Raw genomic sequence first — 23,808 nt, forward strand, 5'->3', positions numbered from 1 at the left:
GCTGTGAGGAATGGCATCAACGCCGCCTGGCCGTCAGCACCTTCTGCAGGATGATGAACACCAGCAGCAGCACCCCGATGAATATTCGTGTCCACCACGAACTCAGCGTGCCCTCGAACGTGATGATCGTCTGAATTGTGCCGAGCACGAGCACGCCGAGCACCGACCCGAGCACGAACCCGTAGCCACCGGTGAGCAGGGTGCCGCCGATCACGACGGCGGCAATGGCATCCAGTTCGGTTCCGATGGCGGTGAGGCTGTAGCCCGAGAGCGTATAGAAGGTGAACAGCACCCCCGCCAGCCCGGAGCAGAAGCCGCTGATCACGTAGACGAGAACCTTGGTGCGAGCGACGGGCAGGCCCATCAGCATGCCTGACTGCTCTCCCCCGCCGATCGCGTATACGGTACGACCGAGGCGTGTGTAATGCAGCACGTAGAACGCGATGATCACCACGACGATCGCGATGATGACGCTGGCGTTGATGCTCATCCGGGGTCCGACGGGGATGCGGGTCTGGGCGAGAGCGACGAAGAACGGATTGTCGATCGAGATCGAGTTGTTGCTGATCACATAGCAGAGGCCGCGCGCCAGGAACATGGCGGCGAGGGTGGCTATGAAGGGTTGGATCTTGAACACGTGCACCATCAGCCCGACCAGGAATCCGAGGGTTGACGTGACCAGCAAGATCAGCGGAATGACGACGCCAGCCTCCCAGCCGGCCTGCAGCAGGCTGGCGGCGATCATGGTGGACAGCGCCACGACCGCACCGACTGAAAGGTCGATCCCGCCGGTGAGGATGACGAAGGTCATGCCGACGGCGAGCACGATGAGGTAGGCGTTGTCGACGAACAGGTTGAGGATGACCGGGCCAGAAACGAAGCCCTTATAACGGCTGCCGCCGATGGCGAAGATGATGATGAGCAGCACGAGCGTGACGAGCACCGGCCCGTACTTCGGACTGGTGAACGCCGCACGCGTCTGGCTGAGGATGCGACTGAGCATGCTGGGCCTGCCACCGTTCGGCAGAGTGGGACCGGCGGGACTGGTGGGGTTGGTAGTCAGGGTGCTCATGAGGCAACCGCATCCTTCCGTGAGTTAGTCAGGGCGTGTCGCCAGCGGGCGAATGCGGCATTGGTGGTCGGCGACTGGAGCAGGCAGACGATCGTGACGACGGCGGCCTTGAACACCATCGTGGCGATGGGCGGGATACCGACCGTGTAGACGGTGGTGACCAGGGTCTGGATGACCAGCGCCCCGACGAGCGTGCCGACCAGCGAGTATCGTCCACCGGCCAACGAGGTACCGCCGATGACGACGGCGAGGATGGCATCCAGCTCGATGAAGAGGCCGGTGTTGTTGGCATCCGCTGCTGTCTGGTTGGAGGTGAGGATAAGCCCGGCGATCGCCGCACACAACGCACAGAACGCGTAAACGGTGAACAGCAGGCCTCGCGAGCGCACACCGGCCTGGCGGCTGGCCTCCGGGTTGATGCCCACCGATTCGATGAGCATGCCGAGTGCGGTGCGCCGGGTGAGGATCGCCGCCAGTGCGAAGATCACCGCAGCGATAATCGCCGCAACGGGCAGCCCGAACACGAAGCCAGAGCCGATCACCTTGAACGGCGGACTGTTCACCGTGAGGATCTGCCCCTCGGTGATGAGCATCGCGACACCGCGGCCGGCCGTCATCAGGATGAGGGTGGCGATGATGGGCTGGATGCCGAGCACGGCGATCAGGAATCCGTTCCAGACTCCGAGCACCAGCGAAATCAAGATAGCCACTGTGACGGCGACGACAACGGTGAGCACGCTCCCCGGATTGTCTGAACCGAGGATGATCGAACAGGCCACCGCACCGGCGATGGCGCAGATGGCTCCGACCGAGAGGTCGATGCCCCGCGTCGCGATGACCAGCGTCATGCCGACGGCGATGATCAGGGTAGGGGCGCCGTTGCGCACAATGTCGACAAGGCTGCCGAACAGATGCCCGTTCTTTATCTCGAGGCTGAAGAAGCCGGGGAACGCGATGAGGTTGATGGCGAATAGCACCAGCAACATCACGACGGGCCAGAATAGCCGACTGGCGAATATCTTGCTCACTTACGTACCCCTGTCAGTGGAGTGCCGGATGCCGGCTTGCCGGATTCAGATGTGGCGGATGGTGGGGTGGCGGATGCGGGGGTGGCGGATGGTGGGGTGGCGGATGCGGGCGCCTCGATCGCCGGTGCCGTGGCCGTGCCGTCGCCCTTCGGGCCCTCGTCAGCGGCGCCCTCGTCAGCGGCGCCCTCGTCAGCCACAGAACCGTCGGCGATGATCGCGAGCAGGCTATCGACGCTCACATCGTCGTTGTCGATGTCGGCGACCATGCGCCTGTCGCGCATGATTGCGATGCGGTGGCTGAGCCTCAGCACTTCTTCGAGTTCGGCCGAAATGAACACGACAGACATGCCGTTCTCGGCCAGGTCCACGACGAGCTTCTGGATCTCGGCCTTGGCCCCGACGTCGATGCCTCGCGTCGGCTCGTCGAGGATGAGCAGCCGCGGTGCGACGGCCAGCCATCGGGCAAGCAGCACCTTCTGCTGGTTGCCGCCCGAGAGGTTCTTGACGAGCGCGTCGGGATTGGCCGGACGGATGTTGAGCGCCTGGATATAGCTTGCGGCCAGCTCATCCTGCCGCTTCTTCGGAATCCGTTTGAACCAGCCACGGTCGGCCTGCAGCGCAAGCACGATGTTGTCGCGCACGGTGAGGTCTTCGACGACACCCTCTGCTTTCCGGTTCTCCGAGGAGTAAGCGACCCCTCGACCCAGCGCTGCACGCGGCGTCCGGAAGCGACTCTTCTTGCCGTCGATCGTGAGGGTGCCGGCATCCGGCCTGTCGATGCCGGAGAGGATGCGGGCGAGCTCAGTGCGGCCCGACCCGAGTAGGCCGGCAAAGCCGACCACCTCCCCTTCGTAAATTCGCAGGTCGAACGGTTCGATGGCCCCCTTACGCCCAAGTCCGATCGCCTGCAGTAATGGTGTTTCGCCCTCGTCGTCGGCCACGCTCTGGTCGTGTGTCTTCTTCTGCAGGTCGTCAAGCAAGGTGATTTCCTTGCCGATCATCTTCTGTACGAGGTCGATGCGCAGGATCTCCTCGGTGAGATATTCACCGACGAGCTTGCCGTTGCGAAACACGGTGAGGCGGTCAGAGATCTCGTAGACCTGGTCGAGAAAGTGAGAGACGAAGAGGATCGCCACTCCTTCTTCTTTAAGAGAGCGGATGACGCGGAAGAGTTCGGTGACCTCATCCGCGTCGAGGCTGGATGTCGGTTCGTCGAGCACCAGCACCTTGGCCTGCACGTCGAGTGAGCGCGCGATGGCGACAAGCTGCTGCACAGCGAGCGAGTGCGAGCCGAGCAGCGAGGCCGGGTCGATGTCGAGGTTGAGTCTGGTGAGGAGTTCGCCGGCGCGCTTGCGAGTGGCCCGCCAGTCGATCGCGCCGAATCGGCGAGGTTCGCGGCCGAGCATGATGTTCTCGGCGACGCTGAGGTTGGTGAGGAGGTTGACCTCCTGGTAGACCGTGCTGATGCCGGCCTCCTGCGCCTGAGCAGGCCCGGCGAATGACACGGGCGCCCCGGCAAGCGTGATGGTGCCGCTGTCAATCGAGTAGACACCGGTCAGCGCCTTGATCAGCGTTGATTTGCCTGCGCCGTTTTCGCCCATCAGCGAGTGCACCTCGCCAGGGAACATGCGGAAGCTCACCTCGTCGAGCGCTTTCACGCCGGGGAACGAGATCGAGATGTTGGTCATTTCGACCACAGGAGTCTCTACGGTCATGCCGGTTCTGCTTTCTTCGTTGAAAACGGATGCCACTCAGCTGAGCAGCTATGGGATGCGCGGGCCGGGAAGTCGTTGTCCGACGGCCCGACCCGCGATTCCGCGTGATGAATCTTGCTCGTGCTGGTGTGGCGTTGTGCTGAGTACGTGATTCTTAGTACTGGCGGGTGGGCAGAGCCGCGATGGCCTGCTCCTGGTCGAAGGTTGTCTCTTCGGTGATGATGCGCTTTTCCGGAGTTTCGCCGGCAACGACCTGGTTGACGATGTCGACCAGCTGCTTCCCGAGGAGCGGCGAGCACTCGACGATGAAGTTGATCTTGCCATCGGCCAGGGCCTGCATGCCATCCTTCACGGCGTCGACGGTGACGATCTTGATGTCGGTGCCCGGAACCAGTCCGGCCGCTTCAATCGCTTCGATGGCGCCGAGGCCCATGTCATCGTTGTGTGCGTAGATCACGTCGACGTCAGGGTTGGACTTGAGCAGCGCTTCGGTGACCTGCTTGCCACCGGCACGCGTAAAGTCACCCGTCTGCGATGCGACGATCTCGAACTTCGAGTCGGCCTTGATGACATCCGCAAAGCCCTCAGCACGGTCGATGGCCGGAGCCGCTCCCGTGGTGCCCTCGAGCTGGATGATCTTGACCGGGTCGGTCTGGCCCTCATACTCGCTGACCAACCAGTCGCCGGCCTTCTTGCCCTCCTCGATGAAGTCGGAACCGAGGAAGCTCACGTAGAGCGAGTCATCCTTGGAATCGACGGCGCGGTCGGTCAGGACGACGGGAATCTCGGCGTCCTTCGCTTCCTTGAGAACAGCATCCCAGCCGGTCTCGACGACAGGCGAGAATGCGATGACATCGACGCCCTGGGTGATGTAGGAGCGTATCGCCTTGATCTGGTTCTCCTGCTTCTGCTGCGCGTCAGAGAACTTCAGTTCGATGCCTGCCGTTTTGAACGAGTCTTGGATGTCCTTGGTGTTGGCCGTGCGCCATCCGCTCTCTGCGCCAACCTGGGCGAATCCGACAACGATGTCGCTCGGATCCTTGGCTGCGCCCGTATCGCCCGTGCCGCCGTCGGCGCTTGAGCACCCTGCGAGTGCCATGATCATGGCCCCGGCTGCAATTGCAGTGATGAGTTTCTTCATCGTGACTAAACCTCCTTGTTCAGCGTCCCGGCGGGGAACGATGCTGCGTGAACTGGTGCCGGGCGGGCAGCTCATTCTGACCGTGATCGCATGCTAGCGCCGAAATGTGAGCGCTCACAATGGGTAATCACAATTCGCTCTGCTTTCGTTATCTGTTCGTTGTCGAGCCGATCTCCCCGAATTGTGAGCGCTCATATTTTTCGTCGATAGTTGAGGTGATCCTCCTGCCGCTGCGCGGCACGCGGTGCTTCGGCGCGCGGTGCTCCCCTTGCCCAGTGCACCCCTTGCCCAGTGCTCCCCTTGCCCAGTGCTCAGTGCTCAGTGCTCAGTGCTCAGTGCTCAGTGCTCAGTGCTCAGTGCTCAGTGCTCAGTGCTCAGTGTCGGCATCCGTGCTCCGTGCTCCGCGCTCCGTGCTCGGCGGGTCGGCGAGTCGACGGGTCGGCGAGTCGACGGGTCGGCGAGTCGACGGGTCGGCGAGTCGACGGGTCGGCGAGTCGACGGGTCGGCGAGTCGACGGGTCGGCGAGTCGTTGGCCGGCGCCCGGCGCTCCGTGCCGCAGGCTGGGCGCGCGATATCCCGGCAGGCGCGCAATAGGGCGCACGCCAGCGGGATTTTCGCGCGCCCAGATTGACCGAGGTCAAATTGCCGCGCTCATTGCCCGGCGGATCGAATATTGAGCCAGCATGGGCCGCGCTGGCAGACCGCCCGCAAGAAAGACCAAGCCAGAGGGGTCGAGGCAAAAGGGTCGAGTCAGAAAGACCGAGCCAGCAGTACCAAGGCAGAAAGACCGAGCCAGCAGTACCAAGGCAGAAGGACCAAGCCAAAAGGGTCGAGGCAAAAGGGTCGAGTCAGCATGACAGCCCGCCAGAACGGGCGCGCCCAAGGCGGCCGCACCATAACCCGCACACCGGCCAGGTCGCGCTCCAAAGGCACACCGCCAGCACGAGCCGAGCTTTCATGGCCGGCCGGCCGCAGTGCCAGACGCGCACAGCGCGTCACCTCGCGCTGGGCATCCCGTGCTTGACGAGAAAGGCGTAAAAGCGGCGCGGCGAGATCGCCGTGTCCCAATCCCATCTATCGAAACTGTCACAGCCCGGATCTTGGCGCAGTGCATCCTCGCGCACCTTTTCAGCCACGAGAACCTCTGCCGGGTCACGGTCACCGAGCACCGCCCCACGCGTGTACTTGTGCGTGCCGTCGAACTCACCGATCTTGCGGATGCTCCGCCAGTAGTAATCGACCCAGTAGTCATGGCCGCCGACATCGGGGAAGCAGACCTGAAGTTCGGGAACTTCGAACCCGAGCTCATGCATCCGAACTCTTCCAAGTGTCTCCCCCGGATTCGCGGACAGGTCAGTGGCGAATCCGATGGCCCGCTCAGCTTTCGAACGGAGTGCTCGTGAAAGATCTGGCCGGAGTGCGGCGTACAGATCGGTTTTCGTCAACGCTGCCGGTGAGCGGATGCCGCGCTGCCGCGCTGCCAGCTCCCGTTCCTGTTCAGTGCGGAGTGCGTGGTCAATCATGGTGACGGCGACGAGAAAGGTTGCGTGCATCGCCACATCCACGAGCGTGCGCGCTAACGAGGTAACCGCGATGCCACCGACCTGAACGACGTCGGTTGTGGACACCGCTCGATGCCGGGTGGTGAATCGAGCGTTGCTCCCGCCCGTCGCGTCAGAGTCGATGACGTGAACCGTCGTCGGCCAGGCACCGATAGTCGGAAGCCCATGCAAAACGGCCGCCGATTCATGCGATACGACAACGGGCCGTTTACCGAGAAAGTGAGTCGCACGAACGAAAAGCCGATAGCGCTCGTTAGCTTTCGCCGCATTCCAGTGCTCTCCGCTGACATAGACGCCGTGGCGGAGACGCACAAGTTCTCTCTGACCAACGAGCGCTTCCACCGTATGCTGCGAGACGCCGAGTCGTTTCAGCGACGCCGCGGGGATCAGCCCCGAATGAGGCATGGCCGCAGTCTCAAGAAAATCGCGCATGACCCACAGTGCGCATGCCGTCCCAGACGCGCGCCAGAGCCCGAAGATCTGTGTACAAGTTGTAGCGACATCCGACGTGCAGGAGCCTGCGTTTCAAACGTGGGTCGCGGGCGAATGTTGCAGTGAGCGGATGCTGCCGACAGCGGATGGCGCCGTGAGCGGATGCTGCCGACAGCGGATGGCGCCGTGAGCGGATGCTGCCGCGAGCGAATGGCGCCGTGAGCGGATGGCGCCGTGCCGCCCCACAGGCTTGGCGCGCGATATTCCGGTGGGCGCGCGAAAGGGCCCGCGCCAGCGGGAATATCGCGCGCCGAACCTGACCGCAGGGCCGCGCCAAGCCCGGTGGTGTCACGGCGGCGGCGGCACGGCGCCGACACGCACGCACGCACTGCACTGCTTTGCACTGCTTTGCACCACATCACACCACACCACACTGCACAGCACAGCATGTATCCAAGCACTGCAGTACGCCGTCCACACACTGAGGAAGACCGCAGCCATGCAAAAGCCCCGCCGTCCGAAGACGACGGGGCTAATGTCAGCGCGTGGCCCGCAGAACGCCGCGGCCTTAGCGACTAGCGACCAGCGACCAGCGACCAGCGACTAGCGACCACCAGCGCGACGCTTGTTGTACACGTCGAACGCGACAGCCAGCAGCAGCACGAGGCCCTTGACGGCCTGCTGCCACTCGATGCCGATACCCATGATCGACATACCGTTGTTCAGCACTCCGATGATCAGACCACCGATGATGGCGCCACCGATGGTACCGACACCACCCGTCACAGCCGCTCCACCGATGAAGGCAGCGGAGATGGCCTCAAGCTCAAAGCCGTCACCGGCCTTCGGGCCGGCCAGGTTGAGGCGAGCGGTGAAGATGAGACCGGCAAGCGCAGCCAGCACACCCATGTTGACGAACAGCCAGAACGTGACGTTACGGGTCTTGATACCGGACAGCTCAGCAGCGTGCAGGTTGCCACCGATGGCGTAGATGTGACGACCGAAGACGCTGCGGTTCATGATGATGCCGTAGACCAGCACGAGAACGGCCAGCACGATCAGCGTGACAGGGATGCCCTTGTACGAGGCGAGTGCCCAGCCGAACAGGCCGATTGCGAGGGAGATCAGTACGAGCTTGGCAACGAACCAGACCAGCGGCTCGACATCCTGGCCGTACTTCGCGCGTCCGCTACGGGTGCGAACCTGCTGCACGATGAGCGCGATGATGGCGATCACGGCGATGCCGATGGTCAGCGGATCCAGAGCGAACTCACCGAACACGTTGTTCAGGAATCCGTTACCGAGTGCACGGTACTCCTCGGGGAACGAACCGATGTTCGCGTTGCCGAGCACGGCGAGGGCGAGACCACGGAAGATCAACATGCCGGCCAGCGTCACGATGAAGGCTGGAATACCGACGAAGGCGATCCAGAAGCCCTGCCAGACGCCGACCAGGGCGCCGACGAGCAGCGACAGGATGATCGACAGCCACCAGGGCAGACCCCAGCTCACCGCGAACACACCGGAAACGGCGCCAACGAATGCGGCGACTGATCCGACCGAGAGGTCAATGTGCCCTGCAATGATCACCATGACCATACCGATCGCCAGAACGAGGATGTAGCCGTTCTGCACGATCAGGTTGGAGATGTTCTGCGGGCGCAGCAGGATGCCATCGGTCAGGAACGTGAACAGCACCACCACCACGATCAGCGCGATGAAAATACCGTTCTTGCCCAGGTCGCTGACCACGTGGCTGAACCAGGACCCGGCCTTCGACGTGCTCGGGTTAACGAGAGCACCCGCCGCCGTTTCTACAGCAGGCTTGCTATCGAGATCACTCATTGGTGTTTTCTCCTTATGTCCCACTAGCCGGGCGGCTAGCGAGCCTTTTCCATGGTCATGTGCTTGATGAGGGTTTCCGGCGTAGCTGTCTCGATCGGGAACTCGCCCGTGATCCGGCCCTCGGAAAGTGTGTAGACGCGGTCACAGATACCCAGCAACTCCGGCAACTCAGAGGAGATGACGATGACGCCCTTGCCCTGCGCCGCGAGTTCGTTGATGATCGCGTAGATCTCGTACTTGGCGCCGACGTCGATGCCGCGAGTGGGCTCATCCAGGATGAGAACGTCGGGGTCGGAGTAGATCCACTTCGACAGCACGACCTTCTGCTGGTTTCCGCCCGAGAGCTTGCCGGTCTTGGCCAGTACAGACGGAGCCTTGATGTTCATGCTCTTGCGGTACTCGTTGGCAACCTTGAACTCTTCGTTGGCGTCGACCAGACCGCCGCGGCTCAGCTTGCCGAGCGAAGCCATCGAAACGTTGCGCTGGATGTCTTCGATCAGGTTGAGACCGTACTGCTTGCGGTCTTCGGTCGCGTACGCGAGGCCGTTCTCGATAGCCTCGGCCACTGAACGCGTCTTGATTTCGACGCCGTTCTTGTAAACACGGCCGGAGATCCGAGTGCCGTATGAACGACCGAACAGGCTCATCGCGAATTCGGTGCGACCGGCGCCCATCAGTCCGGCGATGCCGACGATCTCACCCTTGCGCACGTTCAGGCTGACGTTGTCGACAACGACGCGCGAGACATCCTGCGGGTGGTGGGCTGTCCACTCCTCGACACGCAGGATCTCGTCGCCGATGTGCGGCGTGTGATCCGGGTAGCGGTGTTCGAGATCGCGGCCGACCATGTCCTTGATGATGCGGTCTTCGGTGACCTCTTGCTTTGCGATGGTCTCGATGGTCTTGCCGTCGCGGATGACGGTGACCGAGTCTGCGACCTTCTTGATCTCGTTCAGCTTGTGACTGATGATGATCGACGTGATCCCCTGCTCCTTGAGGTGCTGGATCAGATCGAGCAGGTGGGCAGAGTCTTCGTCGTTCAGCGCCGCGGTCGGCTCATCGAGGATGAGCAGCTTCACGCGCTTCGACAGCGCCTTGGCGATTTCGACCAGCTGCTGCTTGCCGACACCGATATCGAGGATGCGGGTGGTCGGGTTCTCTCGAAGGCCGACACGAGCCAGCAGCTTTGCGGCCTCCTGGTTGGTCTTGTTCCAGTCGATCAGACCGAAGGCGCCGCGCTGTTCGTTGTTCAGGAAGATGTTCTCTGCAATAGAGAGATAGGGGCTGAGTGCCAGCTCCTGGTGGATGATGACGATGCCTTTGGCTTCGCTGTCAGTGATGTCGCGGAATTCGACGACCTCGTCTTCGAAGACGATGTCACCGGTGTACGTGCCGAACGGATACACCCCACTCAGGACCTTCATGAGTGTGGACTTGCCTGCGCCGTTTTCGCCACAAATTGCGTGGACCTCGCCGCGGGCAACGTTGAGCGTGACATCCTGCAACGCCTTAACGCCGGGGAACGTCTTGGTAATGCCGCGCATCTCGAGAATGTTGGTAGTCACTTACGTGCCTCTCTCAGTAGTGCCAGGGAGTGAGAAGATCTGCCGGCGGGGGCGCTGTTGCTCCCCCACCGGCAGATCACTATTGGGTGTTAGCCGTCGATCTCGGCCTGGGTCCAGTAGCCGGAGTCAACCAGCTGCTCGGTGATGTTGTCCTTGACCACGATGGCCGAGTCCAGCAGGTACGAGTCAACGACCTTCTTGCCGTTGTCGTAGTCGGTGGTGTTGTTGATCTCAGGGGTCTCGCCGTTCAGCAGCGCGACGGTCATGTTGACAGCGACCTCTGCGAGCTTGCGGGTGTCCTTGAAGATGGTGGCGTACTGCTCGCCTGAAACGATTGCCTTCACCGAGTCGAGCTCAGCGTCCTGGCCGGAGATGATCGGCCATTCTGCGCCCACCGAGTAGCCGGCGTCGGTCAGAGCGGAGATGATGCCTCGTGAGATGCCGTCGTACGGGGAAAGGATCGCGTTGACCTTCGAGCCGTCTGAGTAGGTCGACGTCAGGATGTTCTCCATGCGCTTCTGGGCGGTTTCGCCGTCCCAGCGCAGGGTTGCAACCGTGTTGAAGTCGGTCTGGGTGCTCTTGACGACGAGGGTCTTGTCGTCGATCAGCGGCTGGAGGACATCCATTGCGCCGTTGAAGAAGAAGGTGGCGTTGTTGTCGTCGGGCGAGCCAGCGAACAGCTCGACGTTGAACGGGCCAGCGGGTGCGCCGGCGATTGCGGTGCCGTCGAGCTCGGTGAGGCCGAGTCCGTTCAGCAGCGACCATGCCTGCTGCTGTCCGACCTTGAAGTTGTCGAATGTTGCGTAGTAGTCGACGTTCTCGGTGTCGCGAATCAGGCGGTCGTAGGCAATGACGGGGATGTCGTTGTCTGCGGCTTCCTGCAGCACGCTCGTGAGCGTGGTGCCGTCGATCGACGCGACGATCAGGGCTTCAGCACCCTTGGTGATCATGTTCTCGATCTGCGAGACCTGGGTGGGGATGTCGTCTTCTGCGTACTGAAGGTCGACCTTGAAGCCCTGCTCCTCGAGCTGCTTCTTGACGGCGTTGCCGTCCTGGATCCAACGCTCGCTCGACTTGGTCGGCATTGCAACGCCAACCAGGCCGCCGTCGCCGGACCCTGCTGAGTCGCCCGATGCTCCTGAGCAAGCGGCGAGCGACATGATCATGGCGCCGGCAGCCAGTGTGGCGAGAAGTGCTTTCTTCTTCACTGTGTTCCCTTTCGAGGTTTATTTATCAACGCTGATGTGCGAGTGGGTGAACAGATGTGTGATTACAGACCGGATGCCGTTGGGCTGGCCTGATTCCAACTCACCGTGTGCGTGCTGACACGCTGGGTGGTGGCTTGTGCGCGCTCGAGGCGCGGGTGCGCGCCTCGGCGAAATCCTGTGGCGGGCCGAGCGGATGCAGCGGCCGGTGCGAGTGCGAGTTGCGTGAGTGCTGGCATCAGCGGAGCACCCCCTGCGGTGCTTGTCCGTAGACGTTCTGGTAACGATCGAAAAGTGAGTCGATGGCAGCCTGGGGCAACGGCACCAGCTCGCCGCCCTGCCTGGCGATATGTACCGTGCGAGCGACATCCTCGACCATGACTGCAGCCTTGACCGCATCCTTGGCGTCCTTGCCGATCGTGAACGGGCCGTGGTTCTGCATCAGCACCGCACGGGAACGGTGACCCGTCAGCGCCTCGACGATGCCGCGACCAATCGAGTCATCGCCGATGATCGCGAACTGCCCGACCGGGATCTCCCCGCCGAACTCATCAGCCATCGCCGTGATCACGCACGGGATCGGCTCTGCACGTGCAGCCCACGCCGTCGCATAGGTGGAGTGCGTGTGCACGACACCGCCGACCTCTGGCATATTCCGGTACACGTATGCGTGAGCTGCGGTGTCGCTCGACGGAGAACGCTCAGCGCCCGGAGTGCCCGGGATGACGTTGCCGTCGAGGTCGCAGAGGATCATGTTCTCGGGAGCCAGATCGTCGTAACTGACACCAGAGGGCTTGATCACGAAAAGATCAGCGCCAGGAACCCGGCCGGAGACGTTGCCGCCGGTCCATACGACAAGACCATTGCGCGTCAGCTCGGCATGCAGCTTGGCGACATCGGCGCGAACGCGGGCGATTGCCACCTCGATCTGAGGTCCGTATGTGTTCATGCGTTGACGACCGTTGCTGTGGTGCCGTGCGCAGACGCCGAACCCGTGGCGCGTCCCTGAGGCAGGAACTGGGTGATGGGCGTGCTCACGAAACGACTCCTTTGTCTGATGCGCGTGGGGCTGGTGCTTGCGGCGCTGCAGTTGTGCTGGGTAATGCGGGATGAATCAGGAATGACACGGTGAAGCGGATGTCATTCGCAATGTGACCGTTCACATCGTGTGACTAAGTTAGCCATACGCGTCATTTGAGTGTCAAGTTTGGAATGTCTCGGTTGTATAACTTGACCCAAGCGAGCGCAGCATGGAGCGCGAGATTGACCATTCCGCGGGTGGTGCACCACGCAGATAAATGCGCTAGTCCGCGGCAGTAGTCGCTGCAGCCACCGCAATTGGGTGCCGCGTCACCGATGCCCGACGCCCTGCGCCGAGGCTGAGCAGCCAGAGCAGCACAGACAGCCCGAAGCACCCGACGAAGGGCCAGACACCGCCGAGGGGTGCGAGTGATGCGAAGACCAGCGCGGTGAGCGCGATGGCCAGCGACGAGCCGATGGCATCCGAGATCGAGATCGCTGAGCTCACGAACCCCTGGTCGTCAGGCGTCGAGGACTGCAGTGCCATCACCGAGGTGCGCGGGTACATGATTCCCATGCCGGCTCCGGCGACTCCCCAGCCGACGATGAGCGTCCAGGCAGGCAGCTCTAGAACGGGCACGACAATCGTTACAGCCAGGGCTAAGCCCAGCAGAGCTGAGCCGATCCTGATGCACAGACCGTGGTCGAGGACTGTCGAGTAGCGACCCTGCACCTGCGACGCCACTCCCCACATCACGCCACCGAGGGTGAGAGCCAAGCCTGCCATCGACGCGGAGAGTCCGTAGTGATCAGAGAGCAGATACGGAATATAGATCTCGGCGCCGAAGAATGAACCGGCGACGAGTCCACGCAGCAGCACAACGCTGGGTAGCCCCTTGGCCGCTCGCAGGGTGCCGACGGGCAGCAAGGGGCGAACGGTGAGCGCAAGCAGAATGATCGCCGCAACGGGAACAGCCCAGATCAGCCAGCCGACAAAACCGGCAGAGAGGTTTAGCACGAGCACGGCGACGGCGGCGAAAACCGCAAGCACAATGCGGGACACACTCCACGGCGGAGCATCGGCGCTCGGCTTCTCGCCCATTCCTCGCAGCGCCGGGGTCACCATCACCAGGGCAGGCACAACGAGCGCGACAACGCCCAGGAACACCCACTCCCAACCGAAGGTGTCTGCCACGACTCCAGCAACGAATGGCCCGATCAGGGACGGAACGACCCAGGCTGCGGCGAACCCGGCAAAGATCCGCGGCTGCAGGTAGTCGGGATAGACCCTGGCTACGATCACGTACAGGGCAACGGTCAGACCGCCACCGCCGAAACCGTGGATGAGTCGCCCTGCGACCAGAACGCCCATCGTCTGGGCAGTTCCGGCGATGATCAGGCCGATCGCGAACAGAAGCACTGCAGCGAGCAGGGCACCGCGCGGCCCGCGTCGGTCCGACCAGTTGCCGGCAAGCACCATGCCGACGACGCTGACCGCCAGTGGGCCGGCAAAGGCGAGGGCATACAGGGACTCTCCACCGAGCTGCGCGCTGACGCCGGGCATCACCGTGGTGACCGCAAGCGATTCAAATGCCGCCAGCAGAATGAGCGAGCACATTCCTATGCTGATCCAGCGATATTTCGGGCCGAGAACGCCCCCGCCATCTGCAGGCGCGATGGCGCCCGCCGGATCATCATTGCTCATCCTGTCATTCTCCACTGTCTTGTTGCTTTCGGTCACACGGATGAGGCTATGACCTCAACTATTGTTGAGGTCAAGGAGGCCGCAGATGGTGCAGCTCGGAGGCAGCGCGCACGGCATGCTCAGCATCGGTGAGCTGTCAGAGCGCAGCGGAGTGGCGGCATCCGCCCTGCATTTCTACGAACGCAAGGGTCTGCTCACGAGTGAGCGCACGGACGGCAACCAACGCCGCTATCGACGCGAGATGCTGCGCCGAGTGTCGTTCATCCGGGTGTCGGCCAGAGTCGGAATCCCGCTGTCTGAGATCCGTGCAGCTCTCGACTCGCTGCCGGCTTGTCGCACACCGACCAAGGCCGACTGGGCGCGCCTGTCGTCGCACTGGCGCGCTGAGCTCGACTCCAGGATCACCGCGCTGCAGCATCTGCGGAACGACCTCGATGATTGCATGGGATGCGGCTGCCTCAGCATCGATAAATGCGCGCTGCGCAACGACGGCGACATTGTCGGAGCCAGCGGTTCGGGGCCGCGTCTCTGGGAGACGGATGCGGCCGACCTGGCGGGCGGGGCGAAAGGGATGGAAGGGTCGGAAGCGCCCGTTTAGAAGGCTGCCCGGCCCGTCGACGAGCGCACGATCAGCTCCGGAATAATCGAGCCCCGGTATGGCTCGGTGTCTTCGCCGGCAATCTGGGCCAGCAGCAGCGCGATGCTGCGGCGACCGAGCTCGCTGAAGTCCTGCCGCACAGTCGTCAGTGGTGGCCAGAAGTGAGCGGCCTCCGGGATATCGTCGAAGCCGATCACGCTGATGTCGCCCGGAATGTCGAGACCGGCGTCGTGGATGGCGTGCATCAGGCCGAGCGCCATCTGGTCGTTTGAGGCGAAAATGGCAGTGAAGTCGCGCACCCGCAGCAGCTCTCGGCCGGCGTAATAACCGAATTCTGCGGTCCAGTCGCCCAGGATCGGTGCGGTCGTCGCTACATCCTGGGCCCCCATCTCGTCGAGGAACCCGCGCATCCTGGCCTCAGCCTCGATCCAGTCCTGCGGACCGGTGAGGTGGTAAATGTTGCGGTGGCCGAGCTCGATCAGATGCCTGGTCGCCAGGCGCGCCCCGGCAATCTGGTCAACAGAGAGTGCCTTGTCGTTCAGTCGACCCGCCGATTGCAGAGTGACAAGGGGCACACTGATCGACAACTGCTCCAGGGCGTCGAACACCCGCACCTGAGGCGCGATCACGACGATGCCCTCAACAGATTGATACATCAGGTGGTCGACGGCGGCTTCAATGGATGCCTCATCGACGCTCGTGAGGTTCGCCGTGTTGACGAAGTAGCCAGCGTCTCGAGCGGCATCCTGAATCGCCGCGATACTGCTGGCCGGGCCGTACTGCGAGCTCTGGGCCGATAGTACGCCGATGGTGCGGGAGCGCCCCTTGACCAGAGCCTGCGCCGCGCGATTGGGCCTGTACTGCAGCTCTTCCATCACTTCGAGCACGCGCGCCTTGGTGGACTCGCGGATGCTCGGGTGGTGGTTGAGCACACGTGAAACCGTCTGGTGAGACACCCCGGCGACGCGCGCCACGTCACGAATACTCGGCGCGCGGCCGGAGGGTGGTTCCAATGTCATAGGAAAGGTCCTGCAGTGATGTGCACGGTCACAAATGTGGACGCGAACTCAATTATGCACGTCGGTCGACGCCCGAGCGACCTTAATGTGACAGTCACATCCGCGTAACCACAAACCGGAGGCGAGGGCCGATCCGACATGCAGTCGGTCAGATGAAGGCCAGAGTCTGCACTGCTACTCGGCGACGATGCGCCGCCTGGTGCTCGCGCGCATCCGCTGCGACAGGCTGACAATCAGCGCGGCGACAGCAAGTACGCCGGGAACGAGCAGGTTCGGGCCCGCGAGCACGAGGAGCCCCACGGTGAGCGCAACCGAGATAACGGCAAGCCACCAGCCAAATGTCCAGCGCTCGAGCAGGCGCACCGCAGCGATCATGCCCAGCACGTAGATCGACACCATCGAACTTGTATGAATCAGAATGAACGGCGTCAGCGCGAGCCCGTTCGCCAGCATGAGGGCGAAGTAAATGGCGCAGATAATCGCCACGACCGACAGGCTCCTGCGCGGCACCTGACCGGACTCGACGCCACGCGCCATCCAGCGCGGCAGGTCGCCGTCTCGGCCCAGGGAGGCGCCGAGCTTGGCGAACGCACCCAGATAGACATTGAGCACGCCGAGGGCGACGATCGCTGCAATGACGGCGACCAACACGGGTCCGACGCCGAGCGTCGATGTCTCAACGAGGTCGAGCAGCGGCACCTGGCCGTCTCCGGCCATTGCGCCGAGGACGGCGACCGTCACCCACTGCAGGGCGAGGTATGACGCTCCGACGACGACAAGGGCGATCGCCGTTGCGATCGGGATGACCGTGCGCGGGTTCTTGAATTCTCCCGAGATGTGGGTGCCGATCTCCCAACCGGCGAATGCCCAGACGAACAAGCTGACGGCCGTGCCGACGCCGCCCCAGCCGTTGGGCATGAACGGTTCGAAGTTGGCACCATCCGCTGCCGGAGCTGCCACAGACACCACCCCGATGACGACAAACAGCAGAGCTGCGGTGAGTACGAGCTGCACGATGCCAGACACGCGAACGCCGAGGTAGTTGACGACGAACGGCGGCACGAAGATGGCCAGCGCCACCCACACCACCGTCGACTTGTCGGCCCCGACGATCGCCACCACGTACTCGGCGCCGAGCATTGCGACGACGGGGGCTCCGGCGCCGACTCCGAAGAAGAACCAGTAGCCGGCCATGCGGGCCCAGACCGGTCCGAGCGCCTTCCGCACGTAACTCGCGACGCCGCCCGGATCGGGATACCGAGACGAGAGCGCCGCGAAGGTCCCGGCGAGCGGGATCGAGAGCACGAAGACGACGAGCACGGCCACCAGGGATGCCGGTCCGGCCGCGTTGGCCGCGAGGCCGGGCAGCACCAGGATGCCGGTGCCGAGCACTGCGGCGATGTAGAGCGCTGTTCCCTGCACGAGGCCGAGGGATCCGGTGTGGGCGGGTGCGGCATCCGGTGAATTCGATCCGGCCGACGAAGCGGATGCGAGCGGCTGGGAGGTCTGGGACGTTGTCACGTCACTCATTCTGCCCGACACTCGGCCTGGCGCCGATGGCAGAAAGGACACTGTTCGTACAGATCCTGCCAAGTGTGCGTCGGCAGGAGCTGTACGGGTGGCTTACAGCTTCGCGAGCGCCCCATCGATGTCGGCAATGAGGTCACCGACGTACTCGATTCCCACCGAGAGACGCACGATGTTGTCTGGCACCTCAAGCTCGGTCCCGCGCACCGACGCATGCGTCATCTCTGCCGGATAGTTGACCAGTGATTCGACTCCGCCCAGTGATTCGGCGAGCTGGAACAGCTGTGTCGATTCGGCGAACGCCCGAGCGGCTGGCGCCCCGCCGGAGAATGCCAGTGAAATCATGCCGCCGAATCCGCTCATCTGGGCTGCAGCCAGCTCATGGCCGGGGTGCGACGGCAGGCCCGGGTAATAGATGCCATCGAGAGCCGGGTGAGCGACAAGGTGTTCTGCGATGGCTTGCGCGTTGCTGCAGTGCCGGTCCATTCGTACCGAGAGGGTCTTGATGCCCCGGATGGTGAGCCACGCGTCGAGCGGAGCGGATATCGGGCCAGCCGCGAACTGCAGGAAGGAGGCCTTCTGCGCCAATTCATTGTCGGTGCCGAAGATGAGGGCGCCGCCGAGTACATCGGAGTGACCGCCGAGGTACTTCGTGGTGGAGTGCACAACGACATCTGCGCCCAGGGCCAGCGGCTGCTGCAGCGCCGGCGAGGCGAAGGTGTTGTCGACGACGACGGTGACGCCGTGACGGTGCCCGATTTCGGCGAGCGCCGTGATGTCGCTGATCTTCATGAGCGGGTTGCTCGGTGTTTCGACCCAGAGCATCTTGGTCTCGCCGGGAATGATCGCGGTCTCGACGGCGGCCAGGTCCGACATCTCGACCGTGCTGTTGCGCACGCCCCACGGGCCGTGCACCCGCTCGATGAGACGGTGGGTACCGCCATAAACGTCGTTGCCGAGCACGATGTGGTCGCCGGGCACGAGCGCTGCGCGCAGCAGCGTGTCTTCGGCGGCAAGGCCACTGGCGAACGAGAGCGCGAGCTGGCCGCCCTCGAGTGCGGCGAGCAGCGTCTGCAGCGAATCGCGCGTCGGGTTGCCGCCACGGGAGTATTCGTAGCCGCCACGCAGGCCGCCGATGCCGTCCTGCACGAAGGTCGACGTGAGGTAAACGGGCGGAATCACCGCTCCGGTCGTCGGGTCGAATTCCTGCCCGGCGTGGATGGCGACGGTGTCGAAGTTCGGGGAGTCAGTCATGGTGTTCCTCTATACGCGGTTCAACGGATGCGGGGTCAGGTGCCCAGGAGGGGCAGGGTGTCGAGCGCTCTGGACGTCGAGCGCTCTGGACGTCAGTCGCTCACGACGTCAGGCGCTCAGATACCTGAGCAGGTCGTGGCGAGTGACGACGCCGAGCGGCTTGCCGCCATCCGTCACCAGCAGTGCGTCGCTGGTGGCGAAGGCGGCTCTGGCGGTGGCCACCGGTTCGTTGACCCCGATGAGCGGCAGTGCGTCGCCGGTCACCGATGAGACCTTGTCGGTGAGCTTGGCCGCACCAGAGAAGACCAGGTCCATCAGGCGCGCTTCGCTCAGGGCTCCGGCGACCTCGCCCATCACCACGGGCGGCTTGGCTGCCAATACCAGCAGTTGGGACACGCTCGACGACGTCATCTTCTCGATGGCGTCGTGAACCGTGTCGCTCGGGTGCACGTAGACGAAGGGCGGAAGCGTGCCTGTCTTCGATTCGAGCAGGTCGCCGACGGTGTGTCCGCTCGGGGCGTTCGTGAACCCGTAGCTGCGCATCCAGCCGTCGTTGAAGATCTTGCCGAGGTAGCCCCGGCCGCCATCGGGCAGCAGCACGACGATGGTGTCATCCGCTGTCAGCTTTTCGGCCGCGCGCAGGGCTGCGACGACGGCCATGCCGCTTGAGCCGCCGACCAGGATGCCTTCTTCGAGTGCGAGGCGGCGTGTCATAGCGAAGGAGTCAGCGTCAGAGACGGCGATGATCTCGTTGACGACGCTCGGGTCGTACGCGCTCGGCCAGAAGTCCTCGCCGACACCCTCAACGAGATAGGGGCGCCCGGAGCCGCCGGAGTACACCGAGCCTTCCGGGTCTGCGCCGATGATCTGCACGCCGTCATTCGACACCTCGCGGAGGTAGCGACCGGTGCCGGAGATGGTGCCACCGGTACCAATGCCGGCAACGAAGTGAGTGACAGTGCCATCGGTGTCGCGCCAGATCTCCGGGCCTGTGGTCTCGTAGTGGCTCAGCGGGCCGTTCTGGTTCTCGTACTGGTTCGGCTTGAAAGCACCGGGGATCTCTCTGGCCAGCCGGTCTGAGACGCCGTAGTACGACTCCGGGCTGTCTGGTGCAACGGATGTCGGGGTCACGACGACCTCAGCGCCATACGCGAGCAGCACGTTGCGCTTGTCCTCCCCCACCTTGTCGGGGCAGACGAAGACGCAGCGGTATCCGCGCTGTTGGGCGACAAGCGCGAGACCGACTCCGGTGTTGCCCGATGTCGGTTCGACAATGGTGCCGCCAGGCTTCAGGAGCCCGTCGCGCTCGGCGGCGTCGATAATCCGCGTGGCGATGCGGTCTTTCGATGAGCCGCCGGGATTCATGTATTCAAGCTTCACGAGCACCGTGGCGGCCAGGCCGTCGGTGACCTTGTGGAGCTTCACCAGCGGCGTGTTACCGATCAGGTCAAGCACTGACTGGGCAATCTTCATGGAAAATCCTTCGTCGGCTTCAGATGCCGAGATCTCCTCGTTGAGGTCTCGTTACGTCTCTCACAGTGATATCACCCCCCATTATCCTGTGAAGCCACTGAGAGCGGGTACCTGAGGGAAGCTTCAGGGTCTTCCTATACGTTCGTATTGGACAAGGACAACTACGAGAGGCCTCCCATGACCCCCGCCCCGCCCTCCGGCTCACCATCCGGCGCACCGAAGTCCGGATCCTCTGCATCCGGAGCTCAGAACCTGACAGTCAAGCAGCAGCGTCAGGTACAGCGAGAGAAGAAGCTCGAAGAGTTCCGTCGCCAGGAGAAGCGCAGCAAGCGCAACCGCAAGATCGGGATCATCTCCGGAGTTGTCGGTGCCGTCGCTGTCGTCGGCTTGATCGTCACCTCTGTCGTGCTGACCCCGCAGAGTGCCAGCTACTCGGCTGGCGGCACCGGTGCTGAGGTCGATGGCGTTGAAACCTTCACCAATACCGCAGGCCACGTTGAGACGCCGGTCACCTACGCCCAGACCCCGCCCGCCGGTGGCGAGCACAACCCGATGTGGCTGAACTGTGGCGTGTACACCGAGTCGGTACCCAATGAGAATGCGGTCCACTCCCTCGAGCACGGCGCTATCTGGGTGACATACGACCCATCGATCAGTGACGCTGAGCTCGCAACCCTCAAATCGAAACTGCCGTCGACCTACATCGTGCTGTCGCCGTTCGACGACCTGCCCTCCCCCATCGTGCTGAGCGGATGGAACGTGCAGCTCAAGGTCGACTCGGCTGACGACACCCGCATCGAGGAGTTCCTTGAAGAGCACTGGAAGAGCAACACCGTCCCCGAGCCAGGCGCAGCCTGCGTCGGAGCATACGATGCCCCAGGAAAGGTCTCCTAAGCAGGGCGTCGGTCGCCTCGCCCTCCTCATCACCGCAATCGTTACCGCGGTGATCGTGGGAGCAGTCGCGTGGTCGGCCGGTCGCCTGAGTACGATCAACGACCCGACGCCCACTGCGACCAGCGCTGAGGCGGGTTTCGCCAGGGACATGCAGGTGCACCACGATCAGGGCGTTGAACTCGCCATGATCGTGCGTGATCTCACCGATGCCCCCGATGTGCGCCTGCTTGCTTTCGACATCGCGACGACCCAGGCGCACCAGTCTGGCCAGATGTATGGCTGGCTGAACGAGTGGGAGCTGTCGCAGGCCGGCAGCGAGCCATCGATGACGTGGATGACCCGGCCGGGGAAGACCGACAGCGGTCACGATCACACGAGTGGTGACCCGAGCTCATCCGCTAGCCATGCCCCCGGCGACCCGATGCCGGGGCTGGCGACTGCCGAGCAGATCGCTGAGCTCAAGGCGGCATCCGGTGTTGAGGCCGAGCGCATCTTCCTCACGCTGATGATCGCCCACCACCAGGGTGCCGTCGACATGGCCGACGCAGTGCTCGACCGCAGCGACAATTCGGTGGTCACGGCCTTCGCGACATCAGTCGTGCAGAGCCAGACGTCAGAAATCGAGCTGATGCAGAGCATGCTGGCGAAGCGGGCCTAGAAATAGCACCGCGAGATCGGAGTTGTGGTCGTTTTGACTGCGTCATAGCGACCACAACTCCGATCTCGCGTAACTCGGTTACGCGGGGCTACTCGTTTGCGAAAGACGCCGAGGTGACCTGCTCCGAGTAGAGGCGCGCATAGATTCCCCCGGCCGAGAGCAGACCAGCGTGGGTGCCCTGCTCGACGATGCGGCCGGCATCCACCACGAAGATGACATCGGCTGAGACGATCGTCGACAAGCGGTGCGCGATCGCGATCGTGGTTCGACCACGGGATGCCGTGTCAAGCGCCGACTGCACGATGCGTTCAGAGATTGCATCGAGCGCACTCGTTGCCTCGTCGAGGATGAGCACCTCCGGATCCTTCAACAGCACCCGCGCGATGGCGATGCGCTGCTTCTCGCCGCCGGACAGCCGGTAGCCGCGCTCCCCCACCACAGTCTTGTACGTGTCGGGGAACGAGGCGATGGTGTCGTGGATGTTCGCTGCCCGCGCCGCCACTTCGAGCTCGGCATCCGTCGCGTCAGGCTTGGCGTATCGCAGGTTCTCGGCGATCGTCGCGTGGAACAGGTAGGTCTCCTGGCTGACGATACCGATGTGGGAGACGAGCGATTCCTGACTCAAGTCACGCACGTCCGTGCCCGAGAACATCACCCGCCCGCCCGAGGCTTCGTAGAAGCGCGGAATTAGGTAGGACACTGTCGTCTTGCCCGCTCCCGATGGCCCGACGAATGCAGCGAACTGGCCCGGCTCGATGACGAACGACACGTCGTCGAGGGTGGGGCGCGACTCGGCGGTGGCGTCCGGGTATGCAAACGACACATGGTCGAATTCGATCTGTCCGAATTCTGGGCCGTCTGTCGGAACGGGCGTCGCTGTCGGCTTGTCGCTGATCGCCGGCTTGAGGTCGAGGTATTCGAAGATGCGAGCGAAGAGGGCGCTCGAGGTCTGCAGGTCGAGGGCGACCCGCATGAGCCCAAGCAATGGGAACAGCAACCGGGCCTGCACAGTGGTGAACGCCACGATCGTGCCGGCCGTCACATCCGCTGACCCATTGCTGATGAGGAGCCCCGAAACCAGATACACGATGGCCGGGATGCTCGACAGGAAGATGTTGACCATGGCAAAGAACCACTGGCCACTCATCTGCTGGCTGACCTGCAGCCGAATCTGGTTGGCGTTCTCATCGGCGTAGCGGCCGATCTCGGTCTTCTGTCTGGTGAAGCTCTTCGACAGCAGGATGCCTGACACGCTCAGGGTCTCCTGCGTGATCGCCGTCATGTCGGAGAGCGATTCCTGCGTCTTCGCGGCGATCCGTGCCCGCACCTGTCCGACACGGCGCTGGGCGATGACGAGAATCGGCATCAGGATGACGGCAACGATCGTCAACTGCCAGTTGAGCAGCAGCATGGCGACGAATGCCGCGATTACGGTGACGGTGTTGCCGAGCACGCTCGAAATGGTGTTGGTGAGCACGCTGGCCACGCCACCGACATCGTTCTGCAGGCGCGACTGGATGACACCCGTCTTCGTTTTCGTGAAGAAACTGAGCTCCATGGCCTGCAGGTGGGTGAACAGGTTAACGCGCAGCGAACCCATCACCTTGTTGCCTACCGTCGCGGTGAGCCAGGTCTGCCAGACCCCGAGCAACGCCGAACCGACGAAGACGATAATCATCAAGCCGACAATCCACCCCAGTACCTGAAGGTTCGGCGAGCCGGATTTCGGGAACAGGCCGTCGTCGAATGCACGCTGCGTGAGCAGTGGCGGAATCACAGACAGTGACGCGCTGATGAGTACCAGCACGACGGTGACCACGAGTTGAGGCTTGTACGGCAGGAACAGCTGCCAGATGCGACCGAGCAGATTCGGGATGCGGGGCGCCTGGGCGTTTTCGGCGCGCTGAGCCTTGGCATCGCCTCCGCTGATCCGGGCGGCCCTGCGAGCGGGACTGCCGCCACCGCCGCCACCACGTCCTCCGCCACCACCATGCATTCCACTCATGGCTTCACTCTAAGCTCCGCGGCTGACGGGTCAGAACACGCGCTCCGTGTACGGCATCCGTACACACCCCACCCATCATCCGCACACAGC

The 23,808-nt window shown here is 63.2% G+C and carries 20 protein-coding genes; 3 read left to right on the forward strand and 17 right to left on the reverse strand.

Annotation, left to right across the window (positions count from 1 at the left end; translation table 11 throughout):
- Positions 1 to 16: 16 nt before the first annotated feature.
- The 12 genes from yjfF to ACMT3I_RS10040 form a co-directional block, all read right to left on the reverse strand.
- Positions 17 to 1,072: a galactofuranose ABC transporter, permease protein YjfF gene (yjfF, locus tag ACMT3I_RS09985; protein ID WP_414804336.1), complete on the reverse strand. Its 1,056-nt coding sequence runs from the start codon at positions 1,070 to 1,072 to the stop codon at positions 17 to 19.
- A complete protein-coding gene (locus ACMT3I_RS09990) occupies positions 1,069 to 2,100 on the reverse strand; it encodes an ABC transporter permease (protein ID WP_414804337.1) in 1,032 nt (343 codons plus the stop codon). The genes yjfF and ACMT3I_RS09990 overlap by 4 nt, the downstream gene beginning before the upstream one ends.
- A complete protein-coding gene (locus ACMT3I_RS09995; protein ID WP_414804338.1) occupies positions 2,097 to 3,815 on the reverse strand; it encodes an ATP-binding cassette domain-containing protein in 1,719 nt (572 codons plus the stop codon). The genes ACMT3I_RS09990 and ACMT3I_RS09995 overlap by 4 nt, the downstream gene beginning before the upstream one ends.
- Before the next feature lie 154 nt (positions 3,816 to 3,969).
- On the reverse strand, positions 3,970 to 4,956 hold the full coding sequence (locus ACMT3I_RS10000) for an ABC transporter substrate-binding protein (protein WP_414804339.1): 987 nt from the start codon (positions 4,954 to 4,956) through the stop codon (positions 3,970 to 3,972).
- 367 nt (positions 4,957 to 5,323) lie between these two features.
- Positions 5,324 to 5,557, reverse strand: coding sequence for a hypothetical protein (locus tag ACMT3I_RS10005; RefSeq protein ID WP_414804340.1), 234 nt, complete (start codon positions 5,555 to 5,557; stop codon positions 5,324 to 5,326).
- A gap of 394 nt (positions 5,558 to 5,951) precedes the next feature.
- On the reverse strand, positions 5,952 to 6,923 hold the full coding sequence (locus ACMT3I_RS10010; protein WP_414804341.1) for a type IV toxin-antitoxin system AbiEi family antitoxin domain-containing protein: 972 nt from the start codon (positions 6,921 to 6,923) through the stop codon (positions 5,952 to 5,954).
- Between the two features lie 630 nt (positions 6,924 to 7,553).
- Positions 7,554 to 8,795 carry a multiple monosaccharide ABC transporter permease gene (mmsB, locus tag ACMT3I_RS10015; RefSeq protein ID WP_414804342.1) on the reverse strand — a complete coding sequence of 414 codons (1,242 nt, stop codon included), beginning with the start codon at positions 8,793 to 8,795 and terminating at the stop codon, positions 7,554 to 7,556.
- A gap of 35 nt (positions 8,796 to 8,830) precedes the next feature.
- Complete coding sequence (mmsA, locus tag ACMT3I_RS10020; protein ID WP_414804343.1) at positions 8,831 to 10,360, reverse strand: multiple monosaccharide ABC transporter ATP-binding protein; 1,530 nt, start codon at positions 10,358 to 10,360, stop codon at positions 8,831 to 8,833.
- 89 nt (positions 10,361 to 10,449) lie between these two features.
- Positions 10,450 to 11,526, reverse strand: coding sequence for a multiple monosaccharide ABC transporter substrate-binding protein (gene chvE, locus ACMT3I_RS10025; RefSeq protein WP_414804492.1), 1,077 nt, complete (start codon positions 11,524 to 11,526; stop codon positions 10,450 to 10,452).
- 104 nt (positions 11,527 to 11,630) lie between these two features.
- On the reverse strand, positions 11,631 to 11,804 hold the full coding sequence (locus tag ACMT3I_RS10030) for a hypothetical protein (protein ID WP_414804344.1): 174 nt from the start codon (positions 11,802 to 11,804) through the stop codon (positions 11,631 to 11,633).
- Positions 11,804 to 12,514, reverse strand: coding sequence for an L-ribulose-5-phosphate 4-epimerase (locus tag ACMT3I_RS10035; RefSeq protein ID WP_414804345.1), 711 nt, complete (start codon positions 12,512 to 12,514; stop codon positions 11,804 to 11,806). The genes ACMT3I_RS10030 and ACMT3I_RS10035 overlap by 1 nt, the downstream gene beginning before the upstream one ends.
- 354 nt (positions 12,515 to 12,868) lie before the next feature.
- Positions 12,869 to 14,290, reverse strand: coding sequence for an MFS transporter (locus tag ACMT3I_RS10040; protein WP_414804346.1), 1,422 nt, complete (start codon positions 14,288 to 14,290; stop codon positions 12,869 to 12,871).
- A gap of 85 nt (positions 14,291 to 14,375) precedes the next feature.
- Between ACMT3I_RS10040 and soxR the strand changes: the two genes are divergently transcribed.
- Positions 14,376 to 14,888, forward strand: a complete 513-nt coding sequence (gene soxR / locus ACMT3I_RS10045) for a redox-sensitive transcriptional activator SoxR (RefSeq protein WP_414804347.1) — start codon at positions 14,376 to 14,378, stop codon at positions 14,886 to 14,888.
- Here soxR and ACMT3I_RS10050 read toward each other — a convergent pair.
- From ACMT3I_RS10050 to ACMT3I_RS10065, 4 genes are all read right to left on the reverse strand, one after another.
- Complete coding sequence (locus ACMT3I_RS10050; protein ID WP_414804348.1) at positions 14,885 to 15,907, reverse strand: LacI family DNA-binding transcriptional regulator; 1,023 nt, start codon at positions 15,905 to 15,907, stop codon at positions 14,885 to 14,887. The two genes, soxR and ACMT3I_RS10050, sit on opposite strands and share 4 nt — an antisense overlap.
- A 174-nt stretch (positions 15,908 to 16,081) precedes the next feature.
- On the reverse strand, positions 16,082 to 17,428 hold the full coding sequence (locus ACMT3I_RS10055; RefSeq protein ID WP_414804349.1) for an APC family permease: 1,347 nt from the start codon (positions 17,426 to 17,428) through the stop codon (positions 16,082 to 16,084).
- 102 nt (positions 17,429 to 17,530) lie between these two features.
- Positions 17,531 to 18,688, reverse strand: a complete 1,158-nt coding sequence (locus ACMT3I_RS10060; RefSeq protein ID WP_414804350.1) for a cystathionine gamma-synthase — start codon at positions 18,686 to 18,688, stop codon at positions 17,531 to 17,533.
- 108 nt (positions 18,689 to 18,796) lie between these two features.
- On the reverse strand, positions 18,797 to 20,161 hold the full coding sequence (locus tag ACMT3I_RS10065; protein WP_414804351.1) for a cystathionine beta-synthase: 1,365 nt from the start codon (positions 20,159 to 20,161) through the stop codon (positions 18,797 to 18,799).
- 177 nt (positions 20,162 to 20,338) lie between these two features.
- Here ACMT3I_RS10065 and ACMT3I_RS10070 point away from each other — a divergent pair, with 177 nt between their 5' ends.
- Together ACMT3I_RS10070 and ACMT3I_RS10075 are read left to right on the forward strand one after the other, a co-directional pair.
- Positions 20,339 to 21,055, forward strand: a complete 717-nt coding sequence (locus ACMT3I_RS10070; RefSeq protein ID WP_414804352.1) for a DUF3105 domain-containing protein — start codon at positions 20,339 to 20,341, stop codon at positions 21,053 to 21,055.
- The gene (locus ACMT3I_RS10075; RefSeq protein ID WP_414804353.1) at positions 21,033 to 21,713 is read left to right on the forward strand and encodes a DUF305 domain-containing protein; all 681 of its coding nucleotides are present in this window, start codon (positions 21,033 to 21,035) and stop codon (positions 21,711 to 21,713) included. Before ACMT3I_RS10070 ends, ACMT3I_RS10075 begins: the two co-directional genes overlap by 23 nt.
- An 88-nt stretch (positions 21,714 to 21,801) precedes the next feature.
- Here ACMT3I_RS10075 and ACMT3I_RS10080 read toward each other — a convergent pair whose 3' ends face one another.
- Positions 21,802 to 23,718 (reverse strand): ABC transporter ATP-binding protein, encoded by a 1,917-nt coding sequence (locus ACMT3I_RS10080; RefSeq protein WP_414804354.1) that lies wholly within the window; start codon positions 23,716 to 23,718, stop codon positions 21,802 to 21,804.
- Positions 23,719 to 23,808 lie beyond the last annotated feature (90 nt).

Source organism: Leifsonia sp. A12D58 (assembly GCF_047530025.1).
In the GTDB taxonomy this organism is placed as follows: Bacteria; Actinomycetota; Actinomycetes; order Actinomycetales; family Microbacteriaceae; genus Cryobacterium.

Coding starts and splice junctions, on each gene's coding strand:
- chvE (WP_414804492.1), bottom strand. CDS start 11,526: ATGATCATGTCGCTCGCCGCTTGCTCAGGAGCATCGGGCGACTCAGCA.
- ACMT3I_RS10065 (WP_414804351.1), bottom strand. CDS start 20,161: ATGAAGATTGCCCAGTCAGTGCTTGACCTGATCGGTAACACGCCGCTG.
- ACMT3I_RS10040 (WP_414804346.1), bottom strand. CDS start 14,290: ATGAGCAATGATGATCCGGCGGGCGCCATCGCGCCTGCAGATGGCGGG.
- ACMT3I_RS10030 (WP_414804344.1), bottom strand. CDS start 11,804: ATGCCAGCACTCACGCAACTCGCACTCGCACCGGCCGCTGCATCCGCT.
- ACMT3I_RS10080 (WP_414804354.1), bottom strand. CDS start 23,718: ATGAGTGGAATGCATGGTGGTGGCGGAGGACGTGGTGGCGGCGGTGGC.
- ACMT3I_RS10050 (WP_414804348.1), bottom strand. CDS start 15,907: ATGACATTGGAACCACCCTCCGGCCGCGCGCCGAGTATTCGTGACGTG.
- ACMT3I_RS09995 (WP_414804338.1), bottom strand. CDS start 3,815: ATGACCGTAGAGACTCCTGTGGTCGAAATGACCAACATCTCGATCTCG.
- ACMT3I_RS10010 (WP_414804341.1), bottom strand. CDS start 6,923: ATGCCTCATTCGGGGCTGATCCCCGCGGCGTCGCTGAAACGACTCGGC.
- ACMT3I_RS10035 (WP_414804345.1), bottom strand. CDS start 12,514: ATGAACACATACGGACCTCAGATCGAGGTGGCAATCGCCCGCGTTCGC.
- mmsB (WP_414804342.1), bottom strand. CDS start 8,795: ATGAGTGATCTCGATAGCAAGCCTGCTGTAGAAACGGCGGCGGGTGCT.
- ACMT3I_RS10000 (WP_414804339.1), bottom strand. CDS start 4,956: ATGAAGAAACTCATCACTGCAATTGCAGCCGGGGCCATGATCATGGCA.
- yjfF (WP_414804336.1), bottom strand. CDS start 1,072: ATGAGCACCCTGACTACCAACCCCACCAGTCCCGCCGGTCCCACTCTG.
- soxR (WP_414804347.1), top strand. CDS start 14,376: ATGGTGCAGCTCGGAGGCAGCGCGCACGGCATGCTCAGCATCGGTGAG.
- ACMT3I_RS10060 (WP_414804350.1), bottom strand. CDS start 18,688: ATGACTGACTCCCCGAACTTCGACACCGTCGCCATCCACGCCGGGCAG.
- ACMT3I_RS10070 (WP_414804352.1), top strand. CDS start 20,339: ATGACCCCCGCCCCGCCCTCCGGCTCACCATCCGGCGCACCGAAGTCC.
- ACMT3I_RS10075 (WP_414804353.1), top strand. CDS start 21,033: ATGCCCCAGGAAAGGTCTCCTAAGCAGGGCGTCGGTCGCCTCGCCCTC.